Here is a 20,528-nt window from a genome sequence, read left to right on the forward strand (position 1 = left end):
ATGGCCCAGCGTATCCTCGTCGCCGACGATGAACCGAATATTCGCGACGTGATCTGCTTCGCGCTTGATCGCGCCGGCATGAAGACGACGACTGCACGCAACGGCACCGAGGCCATGATGGCCTTTCACAAGGGCGGTCTCGATCTGATCGTTCTCGACGTCGGTATGCCTGACATGGATGGGCTGGAGGTCTGCCGCCGCATTCGCAAGACATCGAACCTTCCGATCCTATTTCTCTCGGCGCGCGACGAGGAAATCGACAGGATTTTGGGCTTGGAAATCGGCGGCGACGATTATGTCACCAAACCCTTCAGCCCGCGCGAGCTGGTTGCCCGGGTCCGGACCATCTTGAAGCGCAGCGGTCATGGCTCGGAGCCGGATGCGACCAATGGCCCCGTGTCCGTGGGATCGCTGCGGCTCAATCGCGGTGGCCGCACCGCCAGTCTCGCCGATGTGCCGCTCACTTTGACGGCGCTTGAATTCTCGATCCTCGATACGCTGCTGTCGCGCCCCGAGATCGTTTTCAGCCGTGATCAACTGATGGAGGCGGCCTATGGCGCTGACATGCAGGTCGCCGACCGCACCATAGACAGCCATATCCGCAATCTCCGCGCCAAGCTTTCGGCCGCCGGCGGCAAGGGCATCATCGCCACGGTGCATGGGATCGGCTTCAAGCTGACATCACCAGCGGAAGGAAGCGTCTGATGCGTGCGCCGCGGGTGAAGTCGAAATGGCGGCCGCCGCTCGCCCTCATCGTCTACGCCGTACTTCTGACCGTGATGCTGCTGCCGATGCTCACGATCATCTGGTTTCGCGTCGTGCGCGCCGCCTCAGGCGCGATGGCGCCGGCCGAGATTGCCACCCTCGCCGCCGTTCTGATCCTGACCTTGGTCGTCGCCTATGTGCTGACGCGCACGCTGACGGTGCCGATCAACGCATTGATCGTGCGCACGGACGAGATCGCCCGCGGCGGACGATCCGCAATCCGGCCGCTCGAAATCTACGGCACGCGCGAGGTCGCAACCCTTTCACAGAGCTTTCTCGATCTCGCCGGCAAGCTGGTCGACCATTCCGACTACGTCCGCTCCTTCGCCACCCATGTTTCGCACGAGCTGAAATCGCCGCTAACCTCCATCAAGGGTGCAGCGGAACTGCTGCGCGACGATGACGACAGCAATCCGATGAGCGGGGAGCAGCGCAACCGCTTCCTCGAAAACATCATCGCCGATACTGAACGGCTGGACAGGCTGTTGTCCCGGCTGCGGGAGCTGGCGAAAGCCGAACTACCGTCCGAGCAGGGTACAAGCAGCCTTCGCGATATCGTTGCCCAGCTCGGAATGCAATTTCGCCAACTCTCCGTCATCAGTGAGGGAGGTGCCGACGAGATGCTGGCGCTCCCTGGCGAGGCCGCCGGCATCATCTTTGCCAATCTGGCAGAGAACGCGTTTCAAAACGGCGCCACGACCCTTGCGATCAAGGCAAGCGACGAGGGGCGAAGGATGACGATCCAAATTCGCGACAATGGTCGCGGAATTGCCGACGGGAACCGCGAACGCATCTTCGAACCCTTCTTCTCGACGCGGCGCGAGGATGGCGGCACGGGCATGGGGCTCGGCATCGTCCGCGCGATGCTCGCCTCGCATGGCGGCAATATCGAGTTGCTAGAGAGCAGCAAGGACGGCACTGCGTTTCTGATCATCCTTCCAATTGCCGCTTGAAGCGGAATTGGTGCACCCCACTATGAATTGACGGCAACAACAAAAAACGGCCGAAGGCTGAAACCATCGGCCGCTCTACTGTTTCAAGATCGGTAGCTTACGCCGCCTGTGACTGCGCCTGAGCTTCCAAAGCCATGGCTCGCGCCGTCACGAAATCGACCTTGCCGGAGCCGAGAACCGGCACCTTGCCGACGGTCACTTCGGCGGGAACCATCATTTCGGTGGCGCCCTTCGATTTGGCGAATGCGAGGAAATCGCTTCGGGTCGCATCCGGCGCATCGGTCAGGAGCACGAGGCGTTCGCCCTTCTTGGCGTCAGGCACGGCTGAAACGACGCTCAACGCGCCCGGCCAGAGCTGTGCGGCAAGGGTTTCCACCGCAGCAAGCGAGATCATCTCGCCGCCGATCTTGGCGAAGCGCTTGGCTCGGCCGCGGATCTTGACGAAACCATCCTCGTCGATGGTGACGATGTCGCCGGTATCGTGCCAGCCGTCCGGCAGCGGCTCGAGAACGCCGGGATTGTCGGCGCGCAGGTAGCCGGCCATCACATTGGCGCCGCGGATCAGAAGGCGGCCGCCCTCGTCGATGCCAGGAACCGGTTCGAGCTTCCATTCCATGCCCGGCATGATCTTGCCGACCGTTCCGGTGCGGTTATACATCGGCGTGTTGAGCGAGATCACCGGGGCAGCCTCGGTCACGCCATAGCCCTCCAGGATACGCAGGCCGAACTTCTCCATATAGACCTCGCGGGTCGATGCCTTCACCGGTTCGGCGCCGGAGAAGATATAGCGGATCGACCGCAAGTCATAAGGATGGGCTGTGCGGGCATAGCCGTTCAGGAACGTATCCGTGCCGAAGACGATGGTGGCGTTGGAGACATAGATCAACTCCGGCACGATGCGATAGTGCAGCGGCGACGGATAGAAGAATACCGGCACGCCCGAGACCAGCGGCAGGATCGTGCCCGCCGTCAGGCCGAAGGAGTGGAACATCGGCAGGACGTTGAATACCTTGTCGCCCGGGTGGAAGTCGATGCGCGAGGCGGCCTGGGCAGCATTCGAGAGGATGTTACGGTGCGTCAGCACCACGCCCTTCGGCGCCCCTTCCGAACCGGAGGTGAAGAGGATGACGGCCGGATCGTCGGCGCTGCGTTTGACCAGCGGCCGGTACTTGCGCAGGAGGCCGACGATCTTGTTGAGGAAAGTGACCTCAGTGCGCAGATCATCCAGCCAGACGAACGTCACCTGCTTTTCAAGTTCGTCGACCACCGGGCCGAGCTTGGCCTGCGTGATGAAGGCGCGAGAGCAGAGCACATGCTTGACCTCCGCTGTCCGGCAAGCGGACAGGATATTGGCCGCACCGGCCGTGAAGTTCAGCATGGCCGGAACCTTGCCTGCCGACATGACGCCGAGCACGGTCGCAGCCGTACCGTTGGCGTTCGGCAGCATGACGCCGAGCGTCTTCTCGTTTGGGAACATCTTCTTGAACTTCGCACCCAGCACCGCAGCACCGGTCAGAAGCTTGGCATAGGAGAGCTTGCCGGACAACGGATCCTCGACGGCGAGCTTCTTGCCGCCATATTCATGGGCGCTTTCGATGACGCGGCCAAGCACGGTATTGTTCGTATCGGCGGTGCGGAACATCAGCGTCGACATGATCTGATAAAGGGCGGCGCCGGCGGCGATACGGCGCTTCCTGCCCTTGAGTTCTGCGGGAACGTCGAGCTTGACCGGCTCGAGGATCGTCACCTTGACCTTGGGGAAGAGACGGCGGCGAACATGGCTCGACGTCAAATAGGAGGCATAGCTCTTTTCCAGACCGTCGATGCGGACGGGCACAATCATGGCACCGGTCTTGTCGGCAACCATGGCGGCACCGTCATAGACCTTCATCAGCGTGCCGGTGACGGTCAGGCGCCCCTCGGGAAAGATGCCGACCGGGCTGCCATCCTGGATGACCTTGATCAGCGAGCGCGTTGCCATCGGCTTGGTCGGGTCGAGCGGCAGGAACTTGCACATCTTCAAAAGCGGCCGCACCCACCATTTCCTAGCGAATGCAGTGTCGATCGCAAAGACGGGCTCTTCCTCGGTGATGGCAAGCGCCAGAGCGCCGTCCAGCAGGCTCACATGGTTGAGCGCGATGATCGGCGCGGGGCCTGCCTTGCGGATGTTTTCCAGACCTTCCACTTCCAGCCGCATGAAGGCGCGGAAGATGATGGAGATGAGATCGCGGAAGGCATTGGTCGGCAGCATCTTCAGCATGAGCCAGGCGATCGCCACGTTGAGGACGGAGATGCTGAGAATGATGACCGGGATCGACAGACCCACGGCCTGAAGCACCGCCACAAGCGCCAGGCCCACGGCGATGAAAAGAGCGGAGAGCACATTCGAGGCACCGATGACGCGGGCACGACGATCCTCATTGGCCCAGCTCTGCATGGCCGAGAAGGTCGGGACCGCCAGGAAGGCACCGCCGATCGCCATGCCGGCGAGATCGATGGCGACACGGATCGTCTTCGGCCCGGCGAAGAAGGCAAGGATGGTTTCGGCGTGGCTGGTCGACTGCAGGCCCCAGAGATTCCAGCCGAGATCGAGGCCGAAGAGCGCGACGATCAGCATGCCGATCGGTGCCGGCAAGAGCACGATGCGACCGGCAGCCATCCAGCCGGCAATGGCCGAACCGATGGCGACGGAGATGGCGAAGATCGCAAGATAGGCAGGAACGACGATTTCCGAGCCGCCGAGAATATCCGTGACCATGACCGGCAGCATCGACATGATGAAGGCACCGACGAACCAGAACCAGCAGTTCATCAGCGATGCCCGCCAGATGCGGCTGTCGGCACGAAGCTCGTTGACGAGCCTGTAGCTGGAGCGGGCGACATTCTTGTCAACGACGAGATCCGGCGCCTTGGAACCGGTCGCCGGGATCAGGCGGGCGGAAAACCAGCAGAGAATGGAGAGCCCCATCATCATCGGCCCGAAGATCCAGACGTTCTCGCCCTCGCGGAAGGCGACCGCGGCAACCATGGTGCCGGTGAGAATGGCGATGAAGGTACCGCCCTCGATCCAGGCATTGGCCTTGGGCAGATCCCGATTTGCGAGATGATCCGGCAGGATGCCGTATTTGATCGGCCCGAAGAGCGAGGAGATGACGCCAAAGCCGAAAAGGGCAAGCATCAGGATCCAGATGGAGGAGAAAGCGATGCCGACGACCGAGATTGCCGCGACGCCAAGCTCGCAGCGTTTCAGAAGCTCGGCCATCTTGGCCTTGTCGTATTTGTCGGCAAGCTCGCCGGCAATCGCCGACAAGAGCAGGAACGGCACGATGAAAATGCCGCCGGCAAGCGTTACCAGCGCCGCACCCTCCGTCGCCATCTGCGCGAGAATGACGAAAACCAGAGTCTGCTTGAGGAAATTATCGTTGAAGGCGGTGAGGAACTGCGTCCAGAACAGCGGCGCGAATTTCCTCGATCTCATCAGGTGCGTTTGCATGGCGTATCCCTCGTTCGGCCAATAGGACGCCACAGAGTTGTTACGCAAAGGTTGAATGCGGATACAACCCTGTGGCACCGTTAATAAAGATTAGTCCTGATCGTCGCGATTGAACTTAACCAGCAGCTTTTCCGTGCGAGCATCCTCTACCTTGCGGATCAACCTGTCGGCCTCGGCGTTGTCGCGGATCGTCTTGGTGACGTTGACCGCCGTCTGCACCAGCATCAGGATGCCCATGGCGAGATAGCCTTTGCCCCAGAGATCGATCGGCATCATGTAAAGGCCAACCAGGAGCATAAATGCGGCGGCGGCAAAAGAGATATAGGAAAAGCTGACCCAAGCCTGGGAATGCTTCTGGAAGCTGTCGTTCATGATCGTATCCTCTCAAATGTATTCGATGTATTCGGTTTCAGGCTGCTGAATTCATGCGCTCGCGCAGTCGGGCAAGCACGTCGTCGGCCGAAGGGCCAAGCGGTGCGCCGAAGCCGGCATTGGCAAGCTTTTCGATGATGGCCGTCTGCCGGCTTGCCGCGTCCATTTCCTTCATGGCCGAAGCTGCGATCTCGCAGCGGCTCTGATAGGCCTGAAGGCGGGCAAGCGTTTCCTCGGCGTCATCAAGCGTCGCAAGGCCGGAATTGTCGTCGCAGGCGGCGTTGAGCTTCTGTGTCTGCTCGGTGGCGCGCGCCAGGCGTTCGCCGCGCTGCAATTGCTGCAGGCGCGCTTCCGATGCATGCACGGTTGCCTTGAGCTTGCTGACCGTCTGAGCGAATTGCGCCTGAGCCTTCTCGGAAGCATCCCGCTCGGCTTCTAGCTGGGCGATCGCCTCGGCCGCCTCCCGCGCAAGTGCGTCGCTACCCTTCTGCAGGGCGGCAACGGCGCGCGTTTCCAGATCCGCGATGCGGCCGACGATCGCTGCGTGGCGGCTCTTTTCCTGCTCATTCTGCGCGATGGCAATCGCCACTGCCCGCCGCGCCGACTGAATGGCGCTGGCCGCCTCGCGAATCTGCTGCGCCAGCAGAGGCACGGCATTCCGATCGATGAACGCCTGCTCCGCATCGAAGGCCCGACCGCGAATGAGCGTCAGAATTGAATTGAACATTTGTCGTCTCCCGTTTATGAACGATGTTCACAAAACGATGTATGCCAGAACCGTGAACATCGTTCAAGAAAAATTTTGAACGATGTTCAAAAAATCGGATTGGAATAGTTAATGGCGAGAAAAACCCTGGAAAGGCGCGAGGACCTGAAGCTCAGGCTGATCGACGCAGCGCGCAATCGCATCGCAGCCGACGGGCTCTCAAACCTCAGGGCGCGCGACGTCACACAGGATGTCGGCTGTGCCCTTGGCGGTCTCTATACCGTCTTTGCCGATCTCGATGATCTTGTCATTCACGTCAACTCGGCGACGCTGAAGGTGCTGGAAGCGTCGCTGACGCTGGCGGAAGTCAAGGATCACACACCGACGGACCGGTTGCGCAATCTCGCGCGTGGTTATCTGCGCTTTGCGGTCACCCATCGCAATCTATGGAAGGCGCTGTTCGACCATCGGCCTCCGGATGACCGCCCCAGCCCGGAATGGCATCTGGAAGAGCATATGTTCCTGATGGGCGTCATTGCCGAGCCGCTCGCGGAGTTGCAGCCGAACATGTCGGAGACGGCACGCGCCATCCGCGCGAGAACCCTGTTTGGTGCCGTGCATGGCGTCGTCAGCATCAGCATCGAAGGGAGATTCGTCGGTCTGCCGATCGAAAGCCTGGAACAGGAGCTCGACGACTTCATCCTGACTTTTGCTGCCGGGGCCACAGCACGGCGGGCTTAGGCGGAATTCGGATCAGGGACTCGACGAAGCGTAGCTCTTGATGTCGCCAAAAGCATAGCCGCGCTCCTTCAGCTTGCGAATGAGGGATTGCAGGTTTTCGCGGCCGTTGAACTGGTCCTGAAACATCTGGTCATGCATCAGCAGGATCATCTTTCCGCGTTGCGTGAAACGGCCATACTGAAAAAGGTGGTCGATCTCGTTGACCAGATGGTCCACCGATTGGACCGGCTTGCCATCGTCGCTATGCACCCATTCGAAATCCCAGCCGTAGAGATAGAACCCGGCTTCAGCGACAAGCTCGTAGTCCAGCCATTCGCGCTCCCATTGAGCGACGTTGATAGATAGATCCTCCCTCGAAACGGTCGGGAGCCGGAAGACATCCCTGCCCGGCAGTCGCGCATTCACGATCGGCGTCAGGCCGAGCACTTCATTGGCATGAAGCATATCGGCGACAACGGCCTGGGTATTGGAATAGTACCGCCTGTAGCGATTATTGGCATGGCTGTAGCTGTGATTGCCGACCGTCACCAGCGACATCGCCCTGGCTTCAGCCAACAGGTCGCGGCCGGCGGGGATTGTTTCCACATGTAGGCCGACCATGAACATGGCCGCAGGCACATTCTCCTCGGCCAGCACGGAGAGAACATTCTGCGTCCCCGGCAACGGACCATCGTCGAATGTCAGATAGATCGTCTTGTCGGCAGCCGGAGCAGCAATGGCGCTAAGGGCAAGGAAGATGCTGGCAAGCAGCCACCTGAACGCTATATTCCCTTGAGAATTCAATTTGCCCAAGCCTGCCGCCTCCCGCATGATTGCAGCAAACTGGCATATCGCTCCGGACAAGAAAAGCGCCACGATCGCTACAAAAGCAAAGGGCGCTCCACCCATTGCTGGGGAGCGCCCTTGCTTATTGACCCGGACAGCGAACACCGGCTCGACACAGAAATGTCAGCACGGCAGGCCATCGATACAGGTGATGGCGTGCAGATAATCGCGAATCAGGCCCTTTGCAAGAGCCAGATGCGAAAATTTTAGCAATTCTGTCACACGAGAGTTCCATGTGACAGAATTCGCACATTTTACAGGCGCTGACCTTTCGTCAGGCGGCCTGCAAGGCCGCGTCGCGCGGGATTTCGACATCGATCTCCAGCATGGAGACGTCCTTGTCGCGATCCATCTTGACCTGCACCTTGTCGCGATCGACCTGCACATGCTTGGCGATGACGGCGAGGATTTCCTCTCTCAGCACGGATACGAGATCCGAACCTACAGAGGCGCGCTCGTGGGCAAGGAGGATCTGCAGGCGCTCGCGCGCCATCGGTGCAGATCTCTGCTTGCGGAACAGTCCGAAAATGCTCATGCGGCCCTCCTTGCGAAGATCTTGCCGAAGATACCCCGCTTCTCGCCGGGGATGGTGATCGGCACCTGCTCGCCGGCAAGACGGCGTGCGGCTTCAAAGTAAGCGAGCGACGGCGCGCAGCGCGCGTCGGCAAGCGTCACCGGCGAACCGAGATTCGAGGCGCGCAGAACATCGGTGCTTTCCGGGATGATGCCGAGCAGCGGGATGGAGAGGATCTCCAGCACGTCGTCGACCTTCAGCATGTCGCCGCGTTCGGCGCGGGCGGCATCGAAGCGGGTCAAGAGCAGGTGCTTTTCCATGCGCTCACCGCGTTCCGCCTTCAGCGTCTTGGAGTCGAGCAGGCCAATGATGCGATCGGAATCGCGTACCGAAGAGACTTCCGGATTGGTGACGACCACGGCGACGTCGGCATGGCGCATGGCAAGGGTCGCGCCGCGCTCGATGCCGGCCGGGCTGTCGCAGATGACCCAGTCGAAATAGTTCTTCAGCTCGTTGATGACGCGCTCGACACCCTCGGGCGTCAGATTGTCCTTGTCGCGGGTCTGCGAAGCCGGCAGCAGGAAGAGCGTCTCCAGCCGCTTGTCGCGGATCAGGGCCTGCGGCAGCTTGGCGTCACCGTGGATGACGTTGACCAGATCGTAGACGACGCGGCGTTCCGCGCCCATGACCAGGTCGAGGTTGCGCAGGCCGACGTCGAAATCGACCACGACGACCTTCTCGTTTCTCTGTGCCAGAGCAGCCCCCAATGCGGCCGTCGAAGTTGTTTTTCCAACTCCGCCCTTGCCCGATGTGACGACGATTACCTTGCCCATCTCGCTCTCCTGTTTTGGCCCGCTTCGGCTCAGATTAGTTTTTCAGCCATGATCGTTTCGTTATCCAGCCAGAGCTGGACAGGTTGTCCCCGCAGGCTGGGTGATATGTCTTCCGCCATCTTGTAAATTCCATCGATCGCCAGCAGCTCGGCCTCGAGCTTGCGGCAAAAGATGCGCGCCGAGGCATTGCCGATCGAGCCTGCCATGGCGCGGCCGCGCAGGGCGCCATAGATGTGCACGGAGCCGCCGGCGATGACTTCCGCACCGGAGGCCACCGACCCGATGACGGTAACGTCACCCTCGGGGAAGATCACCGACTGGCCGGAGCGCACCGGCTCGCGGATGATCAGCGACTGCGTGACGGCACGAACTTCCGGCGGCGGCGCCTTGGGCTCGCTGTTGCGGCGCTCCACGACCGGCTCGGCCTCGGAGACTTCGAAATCTGCAGCCGGACGCCCGCCCTTCAGGATTGGCGGCATGCCGGGTCCTGACATCGACGGGCGACCGCCTTCGATGCCCATGATGCTGACATTGCGGGCCGAAAGCTCAGCAATCAGCTCCTTGAGCTGCGCCTTGTCGATCGGCAGGTCGGTGATGTCGAGTACCACCGGCCGGCCTAGAAAGAAGCCGGCCGAACGGGCTGCAAGGTCGTCAAGCCTGGTCAACCACTGGTCCAGCGGAAGATCCGGCGAAAGCATGACCGCAAGGAATGAGCGGCCCTTGATACGGATCGAACGAGCGTCTGTTAGCACTTTGGTCATCTATGTGAATAAATCGTTGATCCTGTGTACCGCTCATATGGTTAACAACTGGTTAATACGGGGCTCCATTCAGGCCCGAGCCGCCCCATAAAACGGCGACGCTCGCAAGCGCCGAAGGCTCGTTGGAGCTGGGGTCGTAGACGCATGGAGCGGCGAAAATCGCAGCTCCTGCAAGGAGAAGAATGATGGCCTTCATGTGATCCTCCAGCTGCAAGGCATGATCTGCCTTGCCTGAAATTCGATGTGATAAAAATTAACGATTCTGCGCGCCGCACCTTCCGGAGCAGCGCGCAATATTGGCGCTTGCGTGATTCTCAGGCGAGCTTCAGCTCGACATTGATGTTGCCGCGAGTCGCCTTCGAATAGGGGCAGGTCTGGTGGGCTTCCTCGACCAGCGTGCGGGCGAGCTCGAGCTCGATGCCGGGCATGCTGATGGTGAGGCGCGCCTGCAGGAAATAGGCGCCTTCGGTGGTGCCGAGGTCCACTTCGGCATCGACGGCGAGATCGGCGGGAAGCTTGATCTTGCGCTTACCCGCGGCAAGGCCCATTGCGCCGATGAAGCAAGCCGACCAGCCAGCTGCGAAGAGCTGCTCGGGATTGGTGCCGGCATGGGCGCTGCCGGGAGGCGAAAGCTTGACATCCAGCTGGTTGTCATCGCTGCGGGCGAAGCCGTCGCGGCCGCCGATGGTGTGGGTCTTGCCGGTGTAGAGAACCTTGTCGATCTTGGTCATGGAACACTCCTTTGTTGCGTTGCCCGCTCTGTTGTGTCTTGCGGGGCAACGTCTGTTGACGGAGTTGTTTTTGATGGATCGACGTATCCGGCATGTTTCCAGAATCGCCGGAAGTGTTACAAAACGTAGGCCCTGACAGGCCGGATACAAAGGCTTACAAAGATCCTGAAGATCGCAAATGGGGCCGAAAACAGGAACGGCGAAGTCGGAGACGCACTTGGGGCAAAACGAGACCAAACAACATTTCGAGACGCGTGACCTCGACGGAGATGCGGAGAAGATTCAGACCGAGGCATATCGAGTTATTTCCAGAGAGGATGCAAGGCGGCTATCCAGGGACCGGATCCTGCTTTGGCTGGCACTGGCAGCGATTATCATGCTGCTGGCCTGGCTGTTTGGATGGATTTAGCCGCTGTCCAACCTAGCAGAAGCCACTTCCTAAAAATCCTCTCCGCGAGCGATCAGGAAATGACCACTTCGGCCGCCAGGCCACCGCCTTCGCGGTTATAGAGCCTGACGGAGCCGCCGAGCGTCTGGGCAAGCTGCTGGGCAATCGCCAGCCCGAGTCCGGTGCCGCCGGTGTTGCGATTGCGCGACTGCTCCAGCCGGAAGAAGGGCTGCATCGCCGCCTCGATCTGATCTTGTGGAATGCCCGGCCCGCGATCCAGAACGGTGATCGCGACTTGTCCCGTATCCCGTCGCTCCACGGCGATTTCCGCAGCGCCTGAGAATTTCAAGGCGTTGTCGATGAAGTTGGTGAGGATGCGACGCAAGGCGTGCGGCTTCGTCGTCGCGGTCCCGTGGATCAGGCCGAGAATCCCTACGGATTTTCCCGTGTCCTGATAGTCGTAGCTTATGCTTTCGATGAAGGAGGCAAGGTCGATGCGCGCGCTTTTCTCGCCATTGCCATGGGCGCTGCGCGCATACGCTATCCCATCCTGCACGAGGCGCTCGATCTCGCCGAGATCCTGCAGCAGCTTGGTCTTCTCAGGCGAATCGTCTGCAATGTCGGCGCGCAGGCGCATGCGCGTGATCGGCGTCTGCAGATCATGCGAAATGGCGGCGAGAATCTGCACGCGCTCCTCGAGATAATGCGCGATCCGGTCACGCATGGCGTTGAAGGCCCTGGCGGTGTGCGCCACCTCGCTCGGTCCGCGATCGCTCAATGCCGGGCTTTTCCTGTTCGGATCGAGGGCATCGGCGGCGGCGGCAAATTCGGCGAGCGGCCGGATCGCCTGCCGCACGGCAAACCAGGTGCACAGTACGATCAGCAGCATTTGCACCACGAAGACATAGGGAAGCCACGCCGCGATCGGCATGATTCCCTTCGGCGTGACGTCGATCGTCACCGGACTGCCGTCGCTCAGATTGAGATGCGCCTGCAGGCGCATGACCGGGCCTGGTATCGATTCCATGTGGATGGGAAAACGATGGCCGATGGCATCCTCGATCTTGGCGGCGATTTCCCCGCCACGGACCGAGGTATCGGGCACGCCGGGCAGGCCGTTGCCCAGCTCGAAATTGTAATTGCCGCGGCTGAGCCAATCGACGAAATTCGCCCGCTCATCCGCCGGCAGGCGATCGAGCACGGCGATCGAGGTCGCGACATCGCTCTCCAACGTGCCGAGCATGACGGCCTTTGCCGACATATAGCGCTCGATATAAAGCACGCTGAAGGACAGGCCGTAGGCGATCGCCAGCCCGGCAAGCAGGATCAGAAAAATGCGCGAACGCAGGGTGCTGGGCCACCACGGGGCCTGTGCCGAGAGGCCTGGCATGCTCATGAGCGCAGCTCCGCAATTTCCACCGGAACGGAGAAGACATAACCCTCAGACCGAACCGTCTTGATATACATCGGCTCACGCGCATCATCCCCCAGGCGCTGGCGCAGACGGCTGACAAGGAGGTCGATCGACCTGTCGAACAGATCCGCGTCGCGCCCCTGCGTCAGGTTCAGCAACTGGTCGCGATTGAGCACGCGCTGCGGATGGTCGATGAAGACGCGCAGCAGCCTATATTCGGCGCCGCTGAGCGTGATCTCCGTACCGTCCTTGTCGAGCAGATGGCGGCCGACCGTATCCAGCCGCCAATCGCCGAACACCAGCATCTGGCCGGCTTCGCTGATCTGCAGGTTGGGCGGCAGCATGCGGGTGCGCCGGAGAACCGCCTTGATGCGGGCAAGCAGCTCGCGGGCGGCAAAAGGCTTTGCCAGATAATCGTCCGCACCCATTTCGAGCCCGAGAATCCGGTCCATTTCGTCGTCGCGGGCCGTCAGCATCAGGACAGGCGTCGCCTTGTGCTTTCCGGCGCGAAGCTCGCGACACAGCACCAGGCCGTCATCACCCGGCATCATCACGTCGAGCACGATCAGATCGACCGAATTGGCCTCGAGGAAACTGCGCATCTGCCGGCCGTCGGCAGCCGTCGTCGCCCGCAGGCCATTCTTCTTGAGATAGCTCGACACCAGTTCGCGGATTTCCCGATCGTCATCCACGATCAGGATATGGTCGACATGATCCATTTTGATTTCCCACTCATCATCGTAAGCATCAAGCTACGAATATTCATCCTTTTGGCGCCAACGGCAGAGGGCGCCAGCTTACGCCGGCGCCCTTCCGAACACTACCGCTGAACTAGAACCGATCAACATCTATCACAGCCTGGGCGAAAGCCTGCGGTGCCTCCTGGGGCAGATTGTGCCCGATGCCGCCGGTGATGGTGCGATGCTCGTATTTGCCGGAGAACTTGCCGCGATAGGCCGACGGTTCCGGATGCGGTGCGCCGTTGGCGTCACCCTCCATGGTGATCGTCGGGATCGAAATCACCGGTCCTGCAGCAAGCTTCTGTTCATAGGCATCGAACTTCGCCTCGCCTTCGACGAGACCGAGGCGCCAGCGATAATTGTGGATGACGATATCGACATGGTCGGGATTGTCGAAAGCGGCCGCCGAACGGTCATAGGTGGCGTCATCGAAGGCCCATTGCGGCGAAGCGGTGTGCCAGATCAGCTTTGCGAATTCGTGCCGGTTTTCCTGATAGCCGAGGCGGCCGCGTTCGGTGGCGAAATAGAACTGATACCACCAGGCAAGCTCGGCCTTCGGCGGCAGCGGCTTGCGGTTGATTTCCTGGCTGCCGATGAGATAGCCGCTGACCGAGACCAGCGCCTTGCAGCGTTCCGGCCAGAGTGCCGCCATGATATCCGCGGTGCGGCCGCCCCAATCGTAACCGGCAATGACAGCCTTTTCGATCTTCAGCGCATCGAGAAGCGCGATCATGTCGGCGGCAAGGGCTGCCTGCTGGCCGTTGCGCGGCGTGTCCTTCGACAGGAAGGTGGTGCTGCCATAGCCGCGAAGATAGGGGATGATGACGCGATAGCCGGCACCAGCCAAAAGCGGTGCAACATCAACGAAACTGTAGATGTCATAGGGCCAGCCGTGCAGCAGCAGGACGACCGCGCCATTGGCCGGGCCGGCTTCGGCGTAACCGACGTTGAGCACGCCGGCATTGATCTGCTTCAGCGTTTCGAAGGACGTATGGCTGCCGGCCTTGACGGTTGACAAGGTCGAAGCGGACGGCTTCTGCTCGGCAGCGCCAGCAATGGCCGGAAGGCCGAATTCGGCGGCTGCAACGGCGATGGCGGCCATGCCAAAAAAGCGGCGGCGGGTGTGGTTGATTTCCTCGGACATCTATCTCTCCTGTGCATTGGATCGTGGGCTTAAGAAAGCCAGCCGCATGTATCGCCGATGTGTCGTCGATGGCCTCGTTTTGAATGCCTGTGTAGCTTCCGGCCGCCAAGATACAGTCTGATACAATCCACTTCCTTTGATTGATCAAGGCCTGCCAGCGCCTGAAGCGGCGGCGAAATCGCGTCGCGCCGATCAGTTTGTATCGCAATGTATCGAAGCCGGAGACATCGACGTTTCGGTACATTCTCGCATCCAATCAGACACATTCGAGATACGTCGCCACCGGCAGATGGCGTCACTGCTGAGCACGGCACGCCGCCGTTCGCAGCCGGTCAATCGCTTCTAAAGGAACAAGACGATGACGCTTCTCATCATTGCCTATCTCGGCGGTGCGCTGACGATCTTAAGTCCATGCATCCTGCCCATCCTCCCCTTCGTCTTTGCCCGCGCCGGACAGCCCTTCGTTAGAAGCACGCTGCCCATGCTTGCGGGCATGGCGCTAACCTTTGCTTTCGTCGCAACCCTTGCCTCGGTCGGCGGCGCCTGGGCGATCCGCGCCAATGAATATGGTCGCCTCGCTGCCATCGTCCTGCTCGGCCTCTTCGGCCTTAGCCTGATCTCGCCGCGCATCGCCAGCGCCCTATCGCGCCCGGCTGTCAACCTCGGCAATAACCTGCTGAACGCCGCCGGTGCGCAGGGCGCAACGTCAAGCGTCAAAAGCTCCTTCGTGCTCGGCATTGCAACCGGCCTGCTCTGGGCGCCCTGTGCCGGCCCGATCCTCGGTCTTGTCCTGACGGGTGCGGCTTTGAAGGGCGCCAATCTGCAGACGACCTTCCTGCTGCTGGCCTATGGCGCCGGTGCCGCCACCTCGCTTGCCGTTGCGCTGCTTGCCGGCGGTAAGATCTTTGCCCGCATGAAGCAATCCCTCGGCGTCAGCGAGCGCATCCGCCAGTTCGCCGGCGCTACCGTTCTCGCCGGCGTTGCAGCCATCGCCCTTGGCCTCGACACCGGCCTGCTGGCTCGCCTTTCCTATGCCAGCACCGGTTCCTTCGAGCAGGCTCTGCTGGAGCGGCTGCACAGCAAGACTGAAACGCCCGCCACTGAAGTCGCTAGCAACACCGCCATGAAGGTTGCCACCGATGCAGCACGGCCCTTCCACAGCGATCTTCCCGTCGAAGGTGCTGCGCCTTCGCTCGATGGCGCCGTCACCTGGCTGAACTCTGAGCCGCTGACAACGGCTCAGCTTCGCGGCAAGGTCGTGCTCGTCGACTTCTGGACCTATTCCTGCATCAACTGCATCCGCACAATTCCCTATGTCCGTGCCTGGGCGGAAAAGTATAAGGATCGAGGCCTTGTCGTCATCGGCGTCCATGCTCCGGAATTCGCCTTCGAGAAGAATGTCGACAACGTCAAGAAGGCGATCGCCGACTTCAAGATCGGCTACCCCGTTGCAATCGACAACGACTATCGCATCTGGCGCGCCTTCGAGAACAACTACTGGCCTGCCCATTATCTGATCGATGCCAAGGGGCAGATCCGCTACCAGCACTTCGGCGAGGGCAATTATCGCCAGACCGAACAGGCGATCCAAGACCTTCTGCGCGAAGCAGGTAGCGACATGGCGCAAAGCGGCCCGGTCGTTCCGGATGCAAAGGGTGCGGAAGCAAGTCCCGACCTCGGCCACATCCGCTCCGGCGAAACCTATGTCGGCTATAGCCAGGCGACGGGTTTCGTCTCGCCCGAAGGCCTGAAGGCAGACACCACGGCGGACTACTCCGTTGCCAATCCCGGCCTCAACCAATGGGGACTGGCCGGCACCTGGACCGTCGGGTCTGAGCAGGCATCCCTCAACAAGGCAGGTGGCGGCATCAGCTATCGCTTCAGCGCCCGCGACCTGCACCTCGTCCTCGGGCCTTCGACAGACGGGAAGCCGATCCGCTTTCAGGTGACCGTCGACGGAAAGCCACCCGGCGCCGATCACGGTTCCGATATCGACGCCGACGGCAACGGCACCGTGACTGCCACCAAGCTCTACCAGCTGGTCCGCCAATCGGGTGACGTCTCGGCACGCAACTTCGATATCCGTTTTCTCGATCCCGGGGTGCAGGCCTACGCCTTCACCTTCGGCTGAAATGCCCTCTTCACCCCAAGCATGAACCGCAACTGACAGGAGTCATACTCATGAATACCCGCTTTCTTTCCATCGTCGCATTTGGCCTTGCCGCAAGCACCATCGCATTCGCGGCCCAGGCATCCGAGGTCAAGAATATCGTCATCGTCCACGGCGCTCTCGCCGACGGTTCGGGATGGCGCAAGACCGCCGATATCCTCGAAAAGGACGGCTTCAACGTCACGGTCGTACAGGAGCCGATCACCTCGCTTGCCGACGATGTCGCCGCCACCAATCGCGTGCTCGACCTTCAGAACGGCCCGAGCCTGCTCGTCGGCCACAGCTATGGCGGCATGGTCATCACCGAAGTGGGCAATCGCCCCGACGTGGCCGGCCTCGTCTATGTCGCGGCGTTTCAGCCGGACAAGGGCGAAAGCCTGATCAGCCTCGCAAGCTCGAAGCCGGTTGGAAGCATGAACATTCGCGAAACCAAGGACGGCCAGTATCTCTATCTCGATCCGGCGACATTTGCCGCCGACTTTGCCGGCGACCTGCCGAAGGATGAGGCCAATTTCCTGGCGAAATCACAGGTCTTTGCGTCGAAGGCCGCGTTTACTGCCAAGGTCGGCGATCCCGCCTGGAAGGTGAAGAAGAGCTGGACGGTCGTTGCGACCAACGACCGCTCCATCAATCCCGAGCTGGAGCGCGACATGGCCAAGCGTGCCGGCAGCGATGTGACCGAAATCAAGGCAAGCCATGCCGTCTTCGCCTCGCAGCCGGAAAAGGTGGCTGCCGTCATCGAAAAGGCCGCCAAGGACGCCGGCAAGTAAACTCTGGTGGGCGGCGGTCCCATGAATGGGCCGCCGCCGGCATCCGATCCCTATGCGGGATCGTATCGGCTGACTTCGATCCCGGAGCCGACGGGCAACAGGACAGAGGTGATGCCCGGCTTGGCACGAACTGCCTCACCATAGCGCTTCACGTCCTCATTGCCGGGCATGAACATGTTATCGGCAACGATGATCGCGCCCGGATTGAGCTTCGGATAGAAGGCTTCAAGGCACGGAATGTACAAATCCTTCCACAGGTCGACGAGAATGAAATCGACACCCGAAGGCAGCGCCTTGATCATCTCGACGGCGTCGCCGATCTGGAAATCGATATGCTCCGACAGACCCGCCTTTTCGGCCATCTCCCGCGCAAACTCGGTCTTGTAGGCATGCAGCTCCATGGAAATGAGCTTGCCGCCGCTGGCGCGCGCGGCCTCCGCCAGCCAGATGCCGGAATAGCCGAAGGATGTGCCGAGCTCGAGAATGGTGGGCGCTTTCAGGCTCTTCGCCAGAATGTTAATGAAGCGGCCCGTCTCCGGCCCGACCGCCCGTAACCGGCGATCCTGACCGCCATCGCGGCCACCCGGCGGCATCTCCCTCGGCTTGCTGTGCTCCTCGCGGATAAGCTCATGATAGGCTTCGAGAACGGCTTCGATCTTCTGGTCCATGACACGCTTGCCTTCGGTGCAATTGCGGTTTGAGCGATATGGCTATCCCTCGATACATCACCACTCAAGCTCTATCGCCGGACATGTCCAAAACTTAATCTTTCGCCGCCACCGCGCGGGAAGCGCTTTGTTCGCGGATAAGATCGATCAGCGCGCGTAGCCTTGCCGGCATCTGCCGGCGCTGGGCAAAGTAGAGGTTGAGACCAGGATAAGGCGGTGTCCAATCCTCCAGCACGGGGATCAGGTTACCTTTCGCAATGTGATCGGCAGCGGAAGGCTGGCTGATATAGGCAAGCCCCGCGCCGTCAAGCGCGGCGCTCAGCATCAGATCGCCCTCGTCGAGAATGAGGTTTCCCGGCGCATCGATCAGCAGCGCCTCCCCACGCCGCTCGAATTCCCAGCGGTAGATCTTGCCGCTTCCCATTCGTGCACGGATGCAGCGATGCTGCAGGAGATCGCCAGGCACGCGCGGGCGCGGTCGATCGCGGAAATAGGTTGGCGAGCCGACAACAAGCGAGCGTATCGTCGGGACGATGGGGATTGCCACCATGTCCGACGGAATCATCTCGGCAAGACGCACCCCGGCATCGAACCCTTTGCCAATGACATCCACCAGTGCATTGTCCGTGACGATGTCGACCTCGACATTCGGATAGCGCCGGCCATATTCGAGGATGAGCGGCACCAGAAGCATGCGTGCCGCACCGGGCGCCATGTTGAGACGCAGCGTGCCCGACACCGCGCTCGAAGACATGCCGGCATTTTCGATCGCCTTGTCGATCGCCGTCAGCGCCGGCGCCACCTCCGCCACGAAGCGCTCGCCGGCATCCGACAGGGTGACACTGCGCGTCGTCCTGTTGAAAATTCGCACGGACATCCGCTCTTCCAGCGTCGCAACGGCATGGCTGAGCGCCGACGACGACATGCCGAGCTCACGCGCAGCCGCGCGAAAACCGCCGTGGCGGGCGACGGCGGCGATCGCTTCGAGCTCCGCCAGGCTTGCCTTCATTGCGCGATTTTCCTTATCAGCCTGTCCATATTTGTCCTGCTAGACCGAACAGATAGCGCATCTTATCTCTCCCGTGAAGACAAAGGAGACGCGTGATGCGCACAATAGACACCATCTACATCAACGGCCGCTTCCTTCAGCCGCACGGCAAGGAAGAAGCTCCGCTTTTCAATCCAGCCACCGAAGAGCAGATCGGCACCGTACGCCTCGGTAACGAGCAGGATGTCGACGACGCCGTGCGGGCCGCAAAGGCGGCATTCGCCAGCCTCTCGAAAAGCTCAAAGGCCGAGCGCATCGCCATGCTGCAGAGCCTGCATGAAGCCGTCGCGGCGCGTGTCTCGGACCTCACCGATGCCATGCGCGAGGAATATGGTGCGCCGGCGCCCTTCATCGGCTTCTCGGTGCCGCATGCCGCGACCAGCTTTCTGCAAATGGCAAAGACGCTCGAGACGTATGAGTTTCGTCGCCGCATAGGCCATGCAGAAATCGAGATGCGGCCCGCCGGCGTCGCTGCTGCGATCACACCGTGGAACAGCAATTACGGCTTCATCTGCAACAAGCTTGCCACAGCTATCGCCGCCGGCACGACCATGGTCATCAAGCCTTCCGAGATGAGCGCCATCCAGACGCAGCTCCTCACCGAATGCCTACACGCGGCCGGCCTGCCGAACGGCATCTTCAACATCGTCAACGGCTACGGCCATGTGGTCGGTGCAGCCCTCAGCGCCCATCGCGATATCGCAAAGATCAGCTTCACCGGCTCGACAGCGACGGGCCAGGCGATCCTACAGGCCGCATCCGCGACCCTGAAGCGCGTGACGCTCGAGCTTGGCGGCAAGAGCCCGAACATCATTCTGGACGATGCCGATCTCGATGTCGTCATCCCACAAGTGCTGGGTGCCGGATTTGCCAATAGCGGCCAGGCCTGCATTGCCGGCACCCGAATTCTAGCACCGGAAAGCCGTCTCGCCGAAATCCATGACAAATTGGGAAAAGCCGTTGCGGCGCTGAAGGTCGGCGATGCGATCGATCCTACCGTCAGCATCGGCCCGATGGTCAGCCGGAAGCAGTGGGAGCGCGTGCAGTCCTATATCCGCCTCGGCCAGGAGGAAGGCGCCCGGCTGATCGTCGGCGGCGAGGGACGCCCCGAAGGCCTCGACCGCGGCTGGTTTGCCCGCCCGACCGTCTTCTCCGGCGTCAGCAACGACATGCGGATCGCGCGCGAGGAGATCTTCGGACCAGTACTGTGCGTTATCCCCTATCGCGACGATGCACACGCCCTCGAAATCGCCAACGACACCGTCTACGGCTTGCAGGCCTACATCTTCTCCGCCGATATCGACAGGGCAAAGCGGATGGCGGATCGCATCGATGCGGGTCGCGTCGTCATCAATGGCGCGCCGCATGAACCGGCGGCTCCCTTCGGCGGCTTCAAGCAATCCGGCATCGGCCGCGAATTCGGCGTCTACGGGCTGGAATCATTTCTTGAGCCGCGCGCCGTGCTGAGCTGACGTGAGGAGACCCAAAGTCC

The 20,528-nt window shown here is 61.1% G+C and carries 21 protein-coding genes; 7 read left to right on the top strand and 14 right to left on the bottom strand.

The annotated features are described in order from the left end of the window. Both GA0061103_RS02980 and GA0061103_RS02985 read left to right on the top strand, forming a co-directional pair. The gene (locus GA0061103_RS02980) at positions 1 to 705 is read left to right on the top strand and encodes a response regulator transcription factor (protein ID WP_092706935.1); all 705 of its coding nucleotides are present in this window, start codon (positions 1 to 3) and stop codon (positions 703 to 705) included. Then, positions 705 to 1,718, top strand: a complete 1,014-nt coding sequence (locus GA0061103_RS02985; protein ID WP_092706937.1) for a sensor histidine kinase — start codon at positions 705 to 707, stop codon at positions 1,716 to 1,718. Before GA0061103_RS02980 ends, GA0061103_RS02985 begins: the two co-directional genes overlap by 1 nt. Positions 1,719 to 1,815: 97 nt before the next feature. Here the strand turns inward: GA0061103_RS02985 and GA0061103_RS02990 are convergent, their stop codons facing one another. The 3 genes from GA0061103_RS02990 to GA0061103_RS03000 all read right to left on the bottom strand — a co-directional run bounded on the left by GA0061103_RS02990 (position 1,816) and on the right by GA0061103_RS03000 (position 6,310). Beyond that, the gene (locus GA0061103_RS02990) at positions 1,816 to 5,211 is read right to left on the bottom strand and encodes an acyl-[ACP]--phospholipid O-acyltransferase (RefSeq protein ID WP_092706939.1); all 3,396 of its coding nucleotides are present in this window, start codon (positions 5,209 to 5,211) and stop codon (positions 1,816 to 1,818) included. A gap of 90 nt (positions 5,212 to 5,301) precedes the next feature. Continuing rightward, positions 5,302 to 5,583, bottom strand: a complete 282-nt coding sequence (locus GA0061103_RS02995; protein ID WP_092706941.1) for a YiaA/YiaB family inner membrane protein — start codon at positions 5,581 to 5,583, stop codon at positions 5,302 to 5,304. A gap of 37 nt (positions 5,584 to 5,620) precedes the next feature. Beyond that, positions 5,621 to 6,310 carry a PspA/IM30 family protein gene (locus GA0061103_RS03000; protein WP_092706943.1) on the bottom strand — a complete coding sequence of 230 codons (690 nt, stop codon included), beginning with the start codon at positions 6,308 to 6,310 and terminating at the stop codon, positions 5,621 to 5,623. A 111-nt stretch (positions 6,311 to 6,421) separates the two neighbouring features. On the opposite strand from GA0061103_RS03000, the gene GA0061103_RS03005 reads away from it, so the two are divergent. Then, positions 6,422 to 7,030: a TetR/AcrR family transcriptional regulator gene (locus GA0061103_RS03005; protein WP_092706944.1), complete on the top strand. Its 609-nt coding sequence runs from the start codon at positions 6,422 to 6,424 to the stop codon at positions 7,028 to 7,030. A 12-nt stretch (positions 7,031 to 7,042) separates the two neighbouring features. On the opposite strand, the gene GA0061103_RS03010 is transcribed toward GA0061103_RS03005, so the two are convergent. The 6 genes from GA0061103_RS03010 to GA0061103_RS03035 form a co-directional block, all read right to left on the bottom strand. Then, positions 7,043 to 7,822, bottom strand: coding sequence for a polysaccharide deacetylase family protein (locus tag GA0061103_RS03010; RefSeq protein WP_092708564.1), 780 nt, complete (start codon positions 7,820 to 7,822; stop codon positions 7,043 to 7,045). Between the two features lie 307 nt (positions 7,823 to 8,129). Further along, positions 8,130 to 8,390, bottom strand: coding sequence for a cell division topological specificity factor MinE (minE, locus tag GA0061103_RS03015; protein WP_075856156.1), 261 nt, complete (start codon positions 8,388 to 8,390; stop codon positions 8,130 to 8,132). Beyond that, positions 8,387 to 9,202 carry a septum site-determining protein MinD gene (gene minD / locus GA0061103_RS03020; RefSeq protein WP_047631741.1) on the bottom strand — a complete coding sequence of 272 codons (816 nt, stop codon included), beginning with the start codon at positions 9,200 to 9,202 and terminating at the stop codon, positions 8,387 to 8,389. Before minD ends, minE begins: the two co-directional genes overlap by 4 nt. A gap of 29 nt (positions 9,203 to 9,231) precedes the next feature. Continuing rightward, entirely contained in the window at positions 9,232 to 9,963 is a 732-nt protein-coding gene (gene minC, locus GA0061103_RS03025) for a septum site-determining protein MinC (RefSeq protein ID WP_092706946.1), read from the bottom strand. Between the two features lie 52 nt (positions 9,964 to 10,015). Next, the gene (locus GA0061103_RS03030; RefSeq protein WP_167376515.1) at positions 10,016 to 10,159 is read right to left on the bottom strand and encodes a hypothetical protein; all 144 of its coding nucleotides are present in this window, start codon (positions 10,157 to 10,159) and stop codon (positions 10,016 to 10,018) included. 118 nt (positions 10,160 to 10,277) lie between these two features. Then, a complete protein-coding gene (locus GA0061103_RS03035) occupies positions 10,278 to 10,694 on the bottom strand; it encodes an organic hydroperoxide resistance protein (protein WP_092706950.1) in 417 nt (138 codons plus the stop codon). A gap of 178 nt (positions 10,695 to 10,872) precedes the next feature. Here GA0061103_RS03035 and GA0061103_RS03040 point away from each other — a divergent pair, with 178 nt between their 5' ends. Next, complete coding sequence (locus GA0061103_RS03040) at positions 10,873 to 11,103, top strand: hypothetical protein (protein WP_092706952.1); 231 nt, start codon at positions 10,873 to 10,875, stop codon at positions 11,101 to 11,103. 52 nt (positions 11,104 to 11,155) lie between these two features. Here GA0061103_RS03040 and GA0061103_RS03045 read toward each other — a convergent pair whose 3' ends face one another. The 3 genes from GA0061103_RS03045 to GA0061103_RS03055 all read right to left on the bottom strand — a co-directional run bounded on the left by GA0061103_RS03045 (position 11,156) and on the right by GA0061103_RS03055 (position 14,380). After that, a complete protein-coding gene (locus GA0061103_RS03045; protein WP_208603476.1) occupies positions 11,156 to 12,478 on the bottom strand; it encodes a sensor histidine kinase in 1,323 nt (440 codons plus the stop codon). After that, on the bottom strand, positions 12,475 to 13,215 hold the full coding sequence (locus tag GA0061103_RS03050) for a response regulator (protein WP_092706954.1): 741 nt from the start codon (positions 13,213 to 13,215) through the stop codon (positions 12,475 to 12,477). Before GA0061103_RS03050 ends, GA0061103_RS03045 begins: the two co-directional genes overlap by 4 nt. A gap of 112 nt (positions 13,216 to 13,327) precedes the next feature. Then, positions 13,328 to 14,380 (bottom strand): alpha/beta fold hydrolase, encoded by a 1,053-nt coding sequence (locus GA0061103_RS03055; RefSeq protein WP_092706956.1) that lies wholly within the window; start codon positions 14,378 to 14,380, stop codon positions 13,328 to 13,330. A gap of 358 nt (positions 14,381 to 14,738) precedes the next feature. On the opposite strand from GA0061103_RS03055, the gene GA0061103_RS03065 reads away from it, so the two are divergent. Both GA0061103_RS03065 and GA0061103_RS03070 read left to right on the top strand, forming a co-directional pair. Next, positions 14,739 to 16,511 carry a cytochrome c biogenesis protein DipZ gene (locus GA0061103_RS03065; protein WP_092706960.1) on the top strand — a complete coding sequence of 591 codons (1,773 nt, stop codon included), beginning with the start codon at positions 14,739 to 14,741 and terminating at the stop codon, positions 16,509 to 16,511. A 50-nt stretch (positions 16,512 to 16,561) separates the two neighbouring features. Continuing rightward, complete coding sequence (locus GA0061103_RS03070) at positions 16,562 to 17,320, top strand: alpha/beta fold hydrolase (RefSeq protein ID WP_092706962.1); 759 nt, start codon at positions 16,562 to 16,564, stop codon at positions 17,318 to 17,320. A 50-nt stretch (positions 17,321 to 17,370) separates the two neighbouring features. On the opposite strand, the gene GA0061103_RS03075 is transcribed toward GA0061103_RS03070, so the two are convergent. Then, the gene (locus GA0061103_RS03075) at positions 17,371 to 17,988 is read right to left on the bottom strand and encodes an O-methyltransferase (RefSeq protein ID WP_092706964.1); all 618 of its coding nucleotides are present in this window, start codon (positions 17,986 to 17,988) and stop codon (positions 17,371 to 17,373) included. A gap of 94 nt (positions 17,989 to 18,082) precedes the next feature. Continuing rightward, positions 18,083 to 18,997 (bottom strand): LysR family transcriptional regulator, encoded by a 915-nt coding sequence (locus tag GA0061103_RS03080; protein ID WP_092706966.1) that lies wholly within the window; start codon positions 18,995 to 18,997, stop codon positions 18,083 to 18,085. A gap of 95 nt (positions 18,998 to 19,092) precedes the next feature. On the opposite strand from GA0061103_RS03080, the gene GA0061103_RS03085 reads away from it, so the two are divergent. Beyond that, positions 19,093 to 20,508, top strand: a complete 1,416-nt coding sequence (locus GA0061103_RS03085) for an aldehyde dehydrogenase family protein (protein ID WP_092706968.1) — start codon at positions 19,093 to 19,095, stop codon at positions 20,506 to 20,508. Positions 20,509 to 20,528: the final 20 nt, after the last annotated feature.

Origin of the sequence: Martinezella multihospitum (assembly GCF_900094585.1) — a bacterium.
GTDB lineage: Bacteria > Pseudomonadota > Alphaproteobacteria > Rhizobiales > Rhizobiaceae > Rhizobium > Rhizobium multihospitium.

What these genes read in the sequence shown, in the direction of transcription:
- GA0061103_RS02980 (WP_092706935.1), top strand. Translation starts at nt 1, where the DNA reads ATGGCCCAGCGTATCCTCGTCGCCGACGATGAACCGAATATTCGCGAC.
- GA0061103_RS02985 (WP_092706937.1), top strand. Translation starts at nt 705, where the DNA reads ATGCGTGCGCCGCGGGTGAAGTCGAAATGGCGGCCGCCGCTCGCCCTC.
- GA0061103_RS02990 (WP_092706939.1), bottom strand. Translation starts at nt 5,211, where the DNA reads ATGCAAACGCACCTGATGAGATCGAGGAAATTCGCGCCGCTGTTCTGG.
- GA0061103_RS02995 (WP_092706941.1), bottom strand. Translation starts at nt 5,583, where the DNA reads ATGAACGACAGCTTCCAGAAGCATTCCCAGGCTTGGGTCAGCTTTTCC.
- GA0061103_RS03000 (WP_092706943.1), bottom strand. Translation starts at nt 6,310, where the DNA reads ATGTTCAATTCAATTCTGACGCTCATTCGCGGTCGGGCCTTCGATGCG.
- GA0061103_RS03005 (WP_092706944.1), top strand. Translation starts at nt 6,422, where the DNA reads ATGGCGAGAAAAACCCTGGAAAGGCGCGAGGACCTGAAGCTCAGGCTG.
- minE (WP_075856156.1), bottom strand. Translation starts at nt 8,390, where the DNA reads ATGAGCATTTTCGGACTGTTCCGCAAGCAGAGATCTGCACCGATGGCG.
- minD (WP_047631741.1), bottom strand. Translation starts at nt 9,202, where the DNA reads ATGGGCAAGGTAATCGTCGTCACATCGGGCAAGGGCGGAGTTGGAAAA.
- minC (WP_092706946.1), bottom strand. Translation starts at nt 9,963, where the DNA reads ATGACCAAAGTGCTAACAGACGCTCGTTCGATCCGTATCAAGGGCCGC.
- GA0061103_RS03030 (WP_167376515.1), bottom strand. Translation starts at nt 10,159, where the DNA reads ATGAAGGCCATCATTCTTCTCCTTGCAGGAGCTGCGATTTTCGCCGCT.
- GA0061103_RS03035 (WP_092706950.1), bottom strand. Translation starts at nt 10,694, where the DNA reads ATGACCAAGATCGACAAGGTTCTCTACACCGGCAAGACCCACACCATC.
- GA0061103_RS03040 (WP_092706952.1), top strand. Translation starts at nt 10,873, where the DNA reads ATGGGGCCGAAAACAGGAACGGCGAAGTCGGAGACGCACTTGGGGCAA.
- GA0061103_RS03045 (WP_208603476.1), bottom strand. Translation starts at nt 12,478, where the DNA reads ATGAGCATGCCAGGCCTCTCGGCACAGGCCCCGTGGTGGCCCAGCACC.
- GA0061103_RS03050 (WP_092706954.1), bottom strand. Translation starts at nt 13,215, where the DNA reads ATGGATCATGTCGACCATATCCTGATCGTGGATGACGATCGGGAAATC.
- GA0061103_RS03055 (WP_092706956.1), bottom strand. Translation starts at nt 14,380, where the DNA reads ATGTCCGAGGAAATCAACCACACCCGCCGCCGCTTTTTTGGCATGGCC.
- GA0061103_RS03065 (WP_092706960.1), top strand. Translation starts at nt 14,739, where the DNA reads ATGACGCTTCTCATCATTGCCTATCTCGGCGGTGCGCTGACGATCTTA.
- GA0061103_RS03070 (WP_092706962.1), top strand. Translation starts at nt 16,562, where the DNA reads ATGAATACCCGCTTTCTTTCCATCGTCGCATTTGGCCTTGCCGCAAGC.
- GA0061103_RS03075 (WP_092706964.1), bottom strand. Translation starts at nt 17,988, where the DNA reads ATGGACCAGAAGATCGAAGCCGTTCTCGAAGCCTATCATGAGCTTATC.
- GA0061103_RS03080 (WP_092706966.1), bottom strand. Translation starts at nt 18,997, where the DNA reads ATGAAGGCAAGCCTGGCGGAGCTCGAAGCGATCGCCGCCGTCGCCCGC.
- GA0061103_RS03085 (WP_092706968.1), top strand. Translation starts at nt 19,093, where the DNA reads ATGCGCACAATAGACACCATCTACATCAACGGCCGCTTCCTTCAGCCG.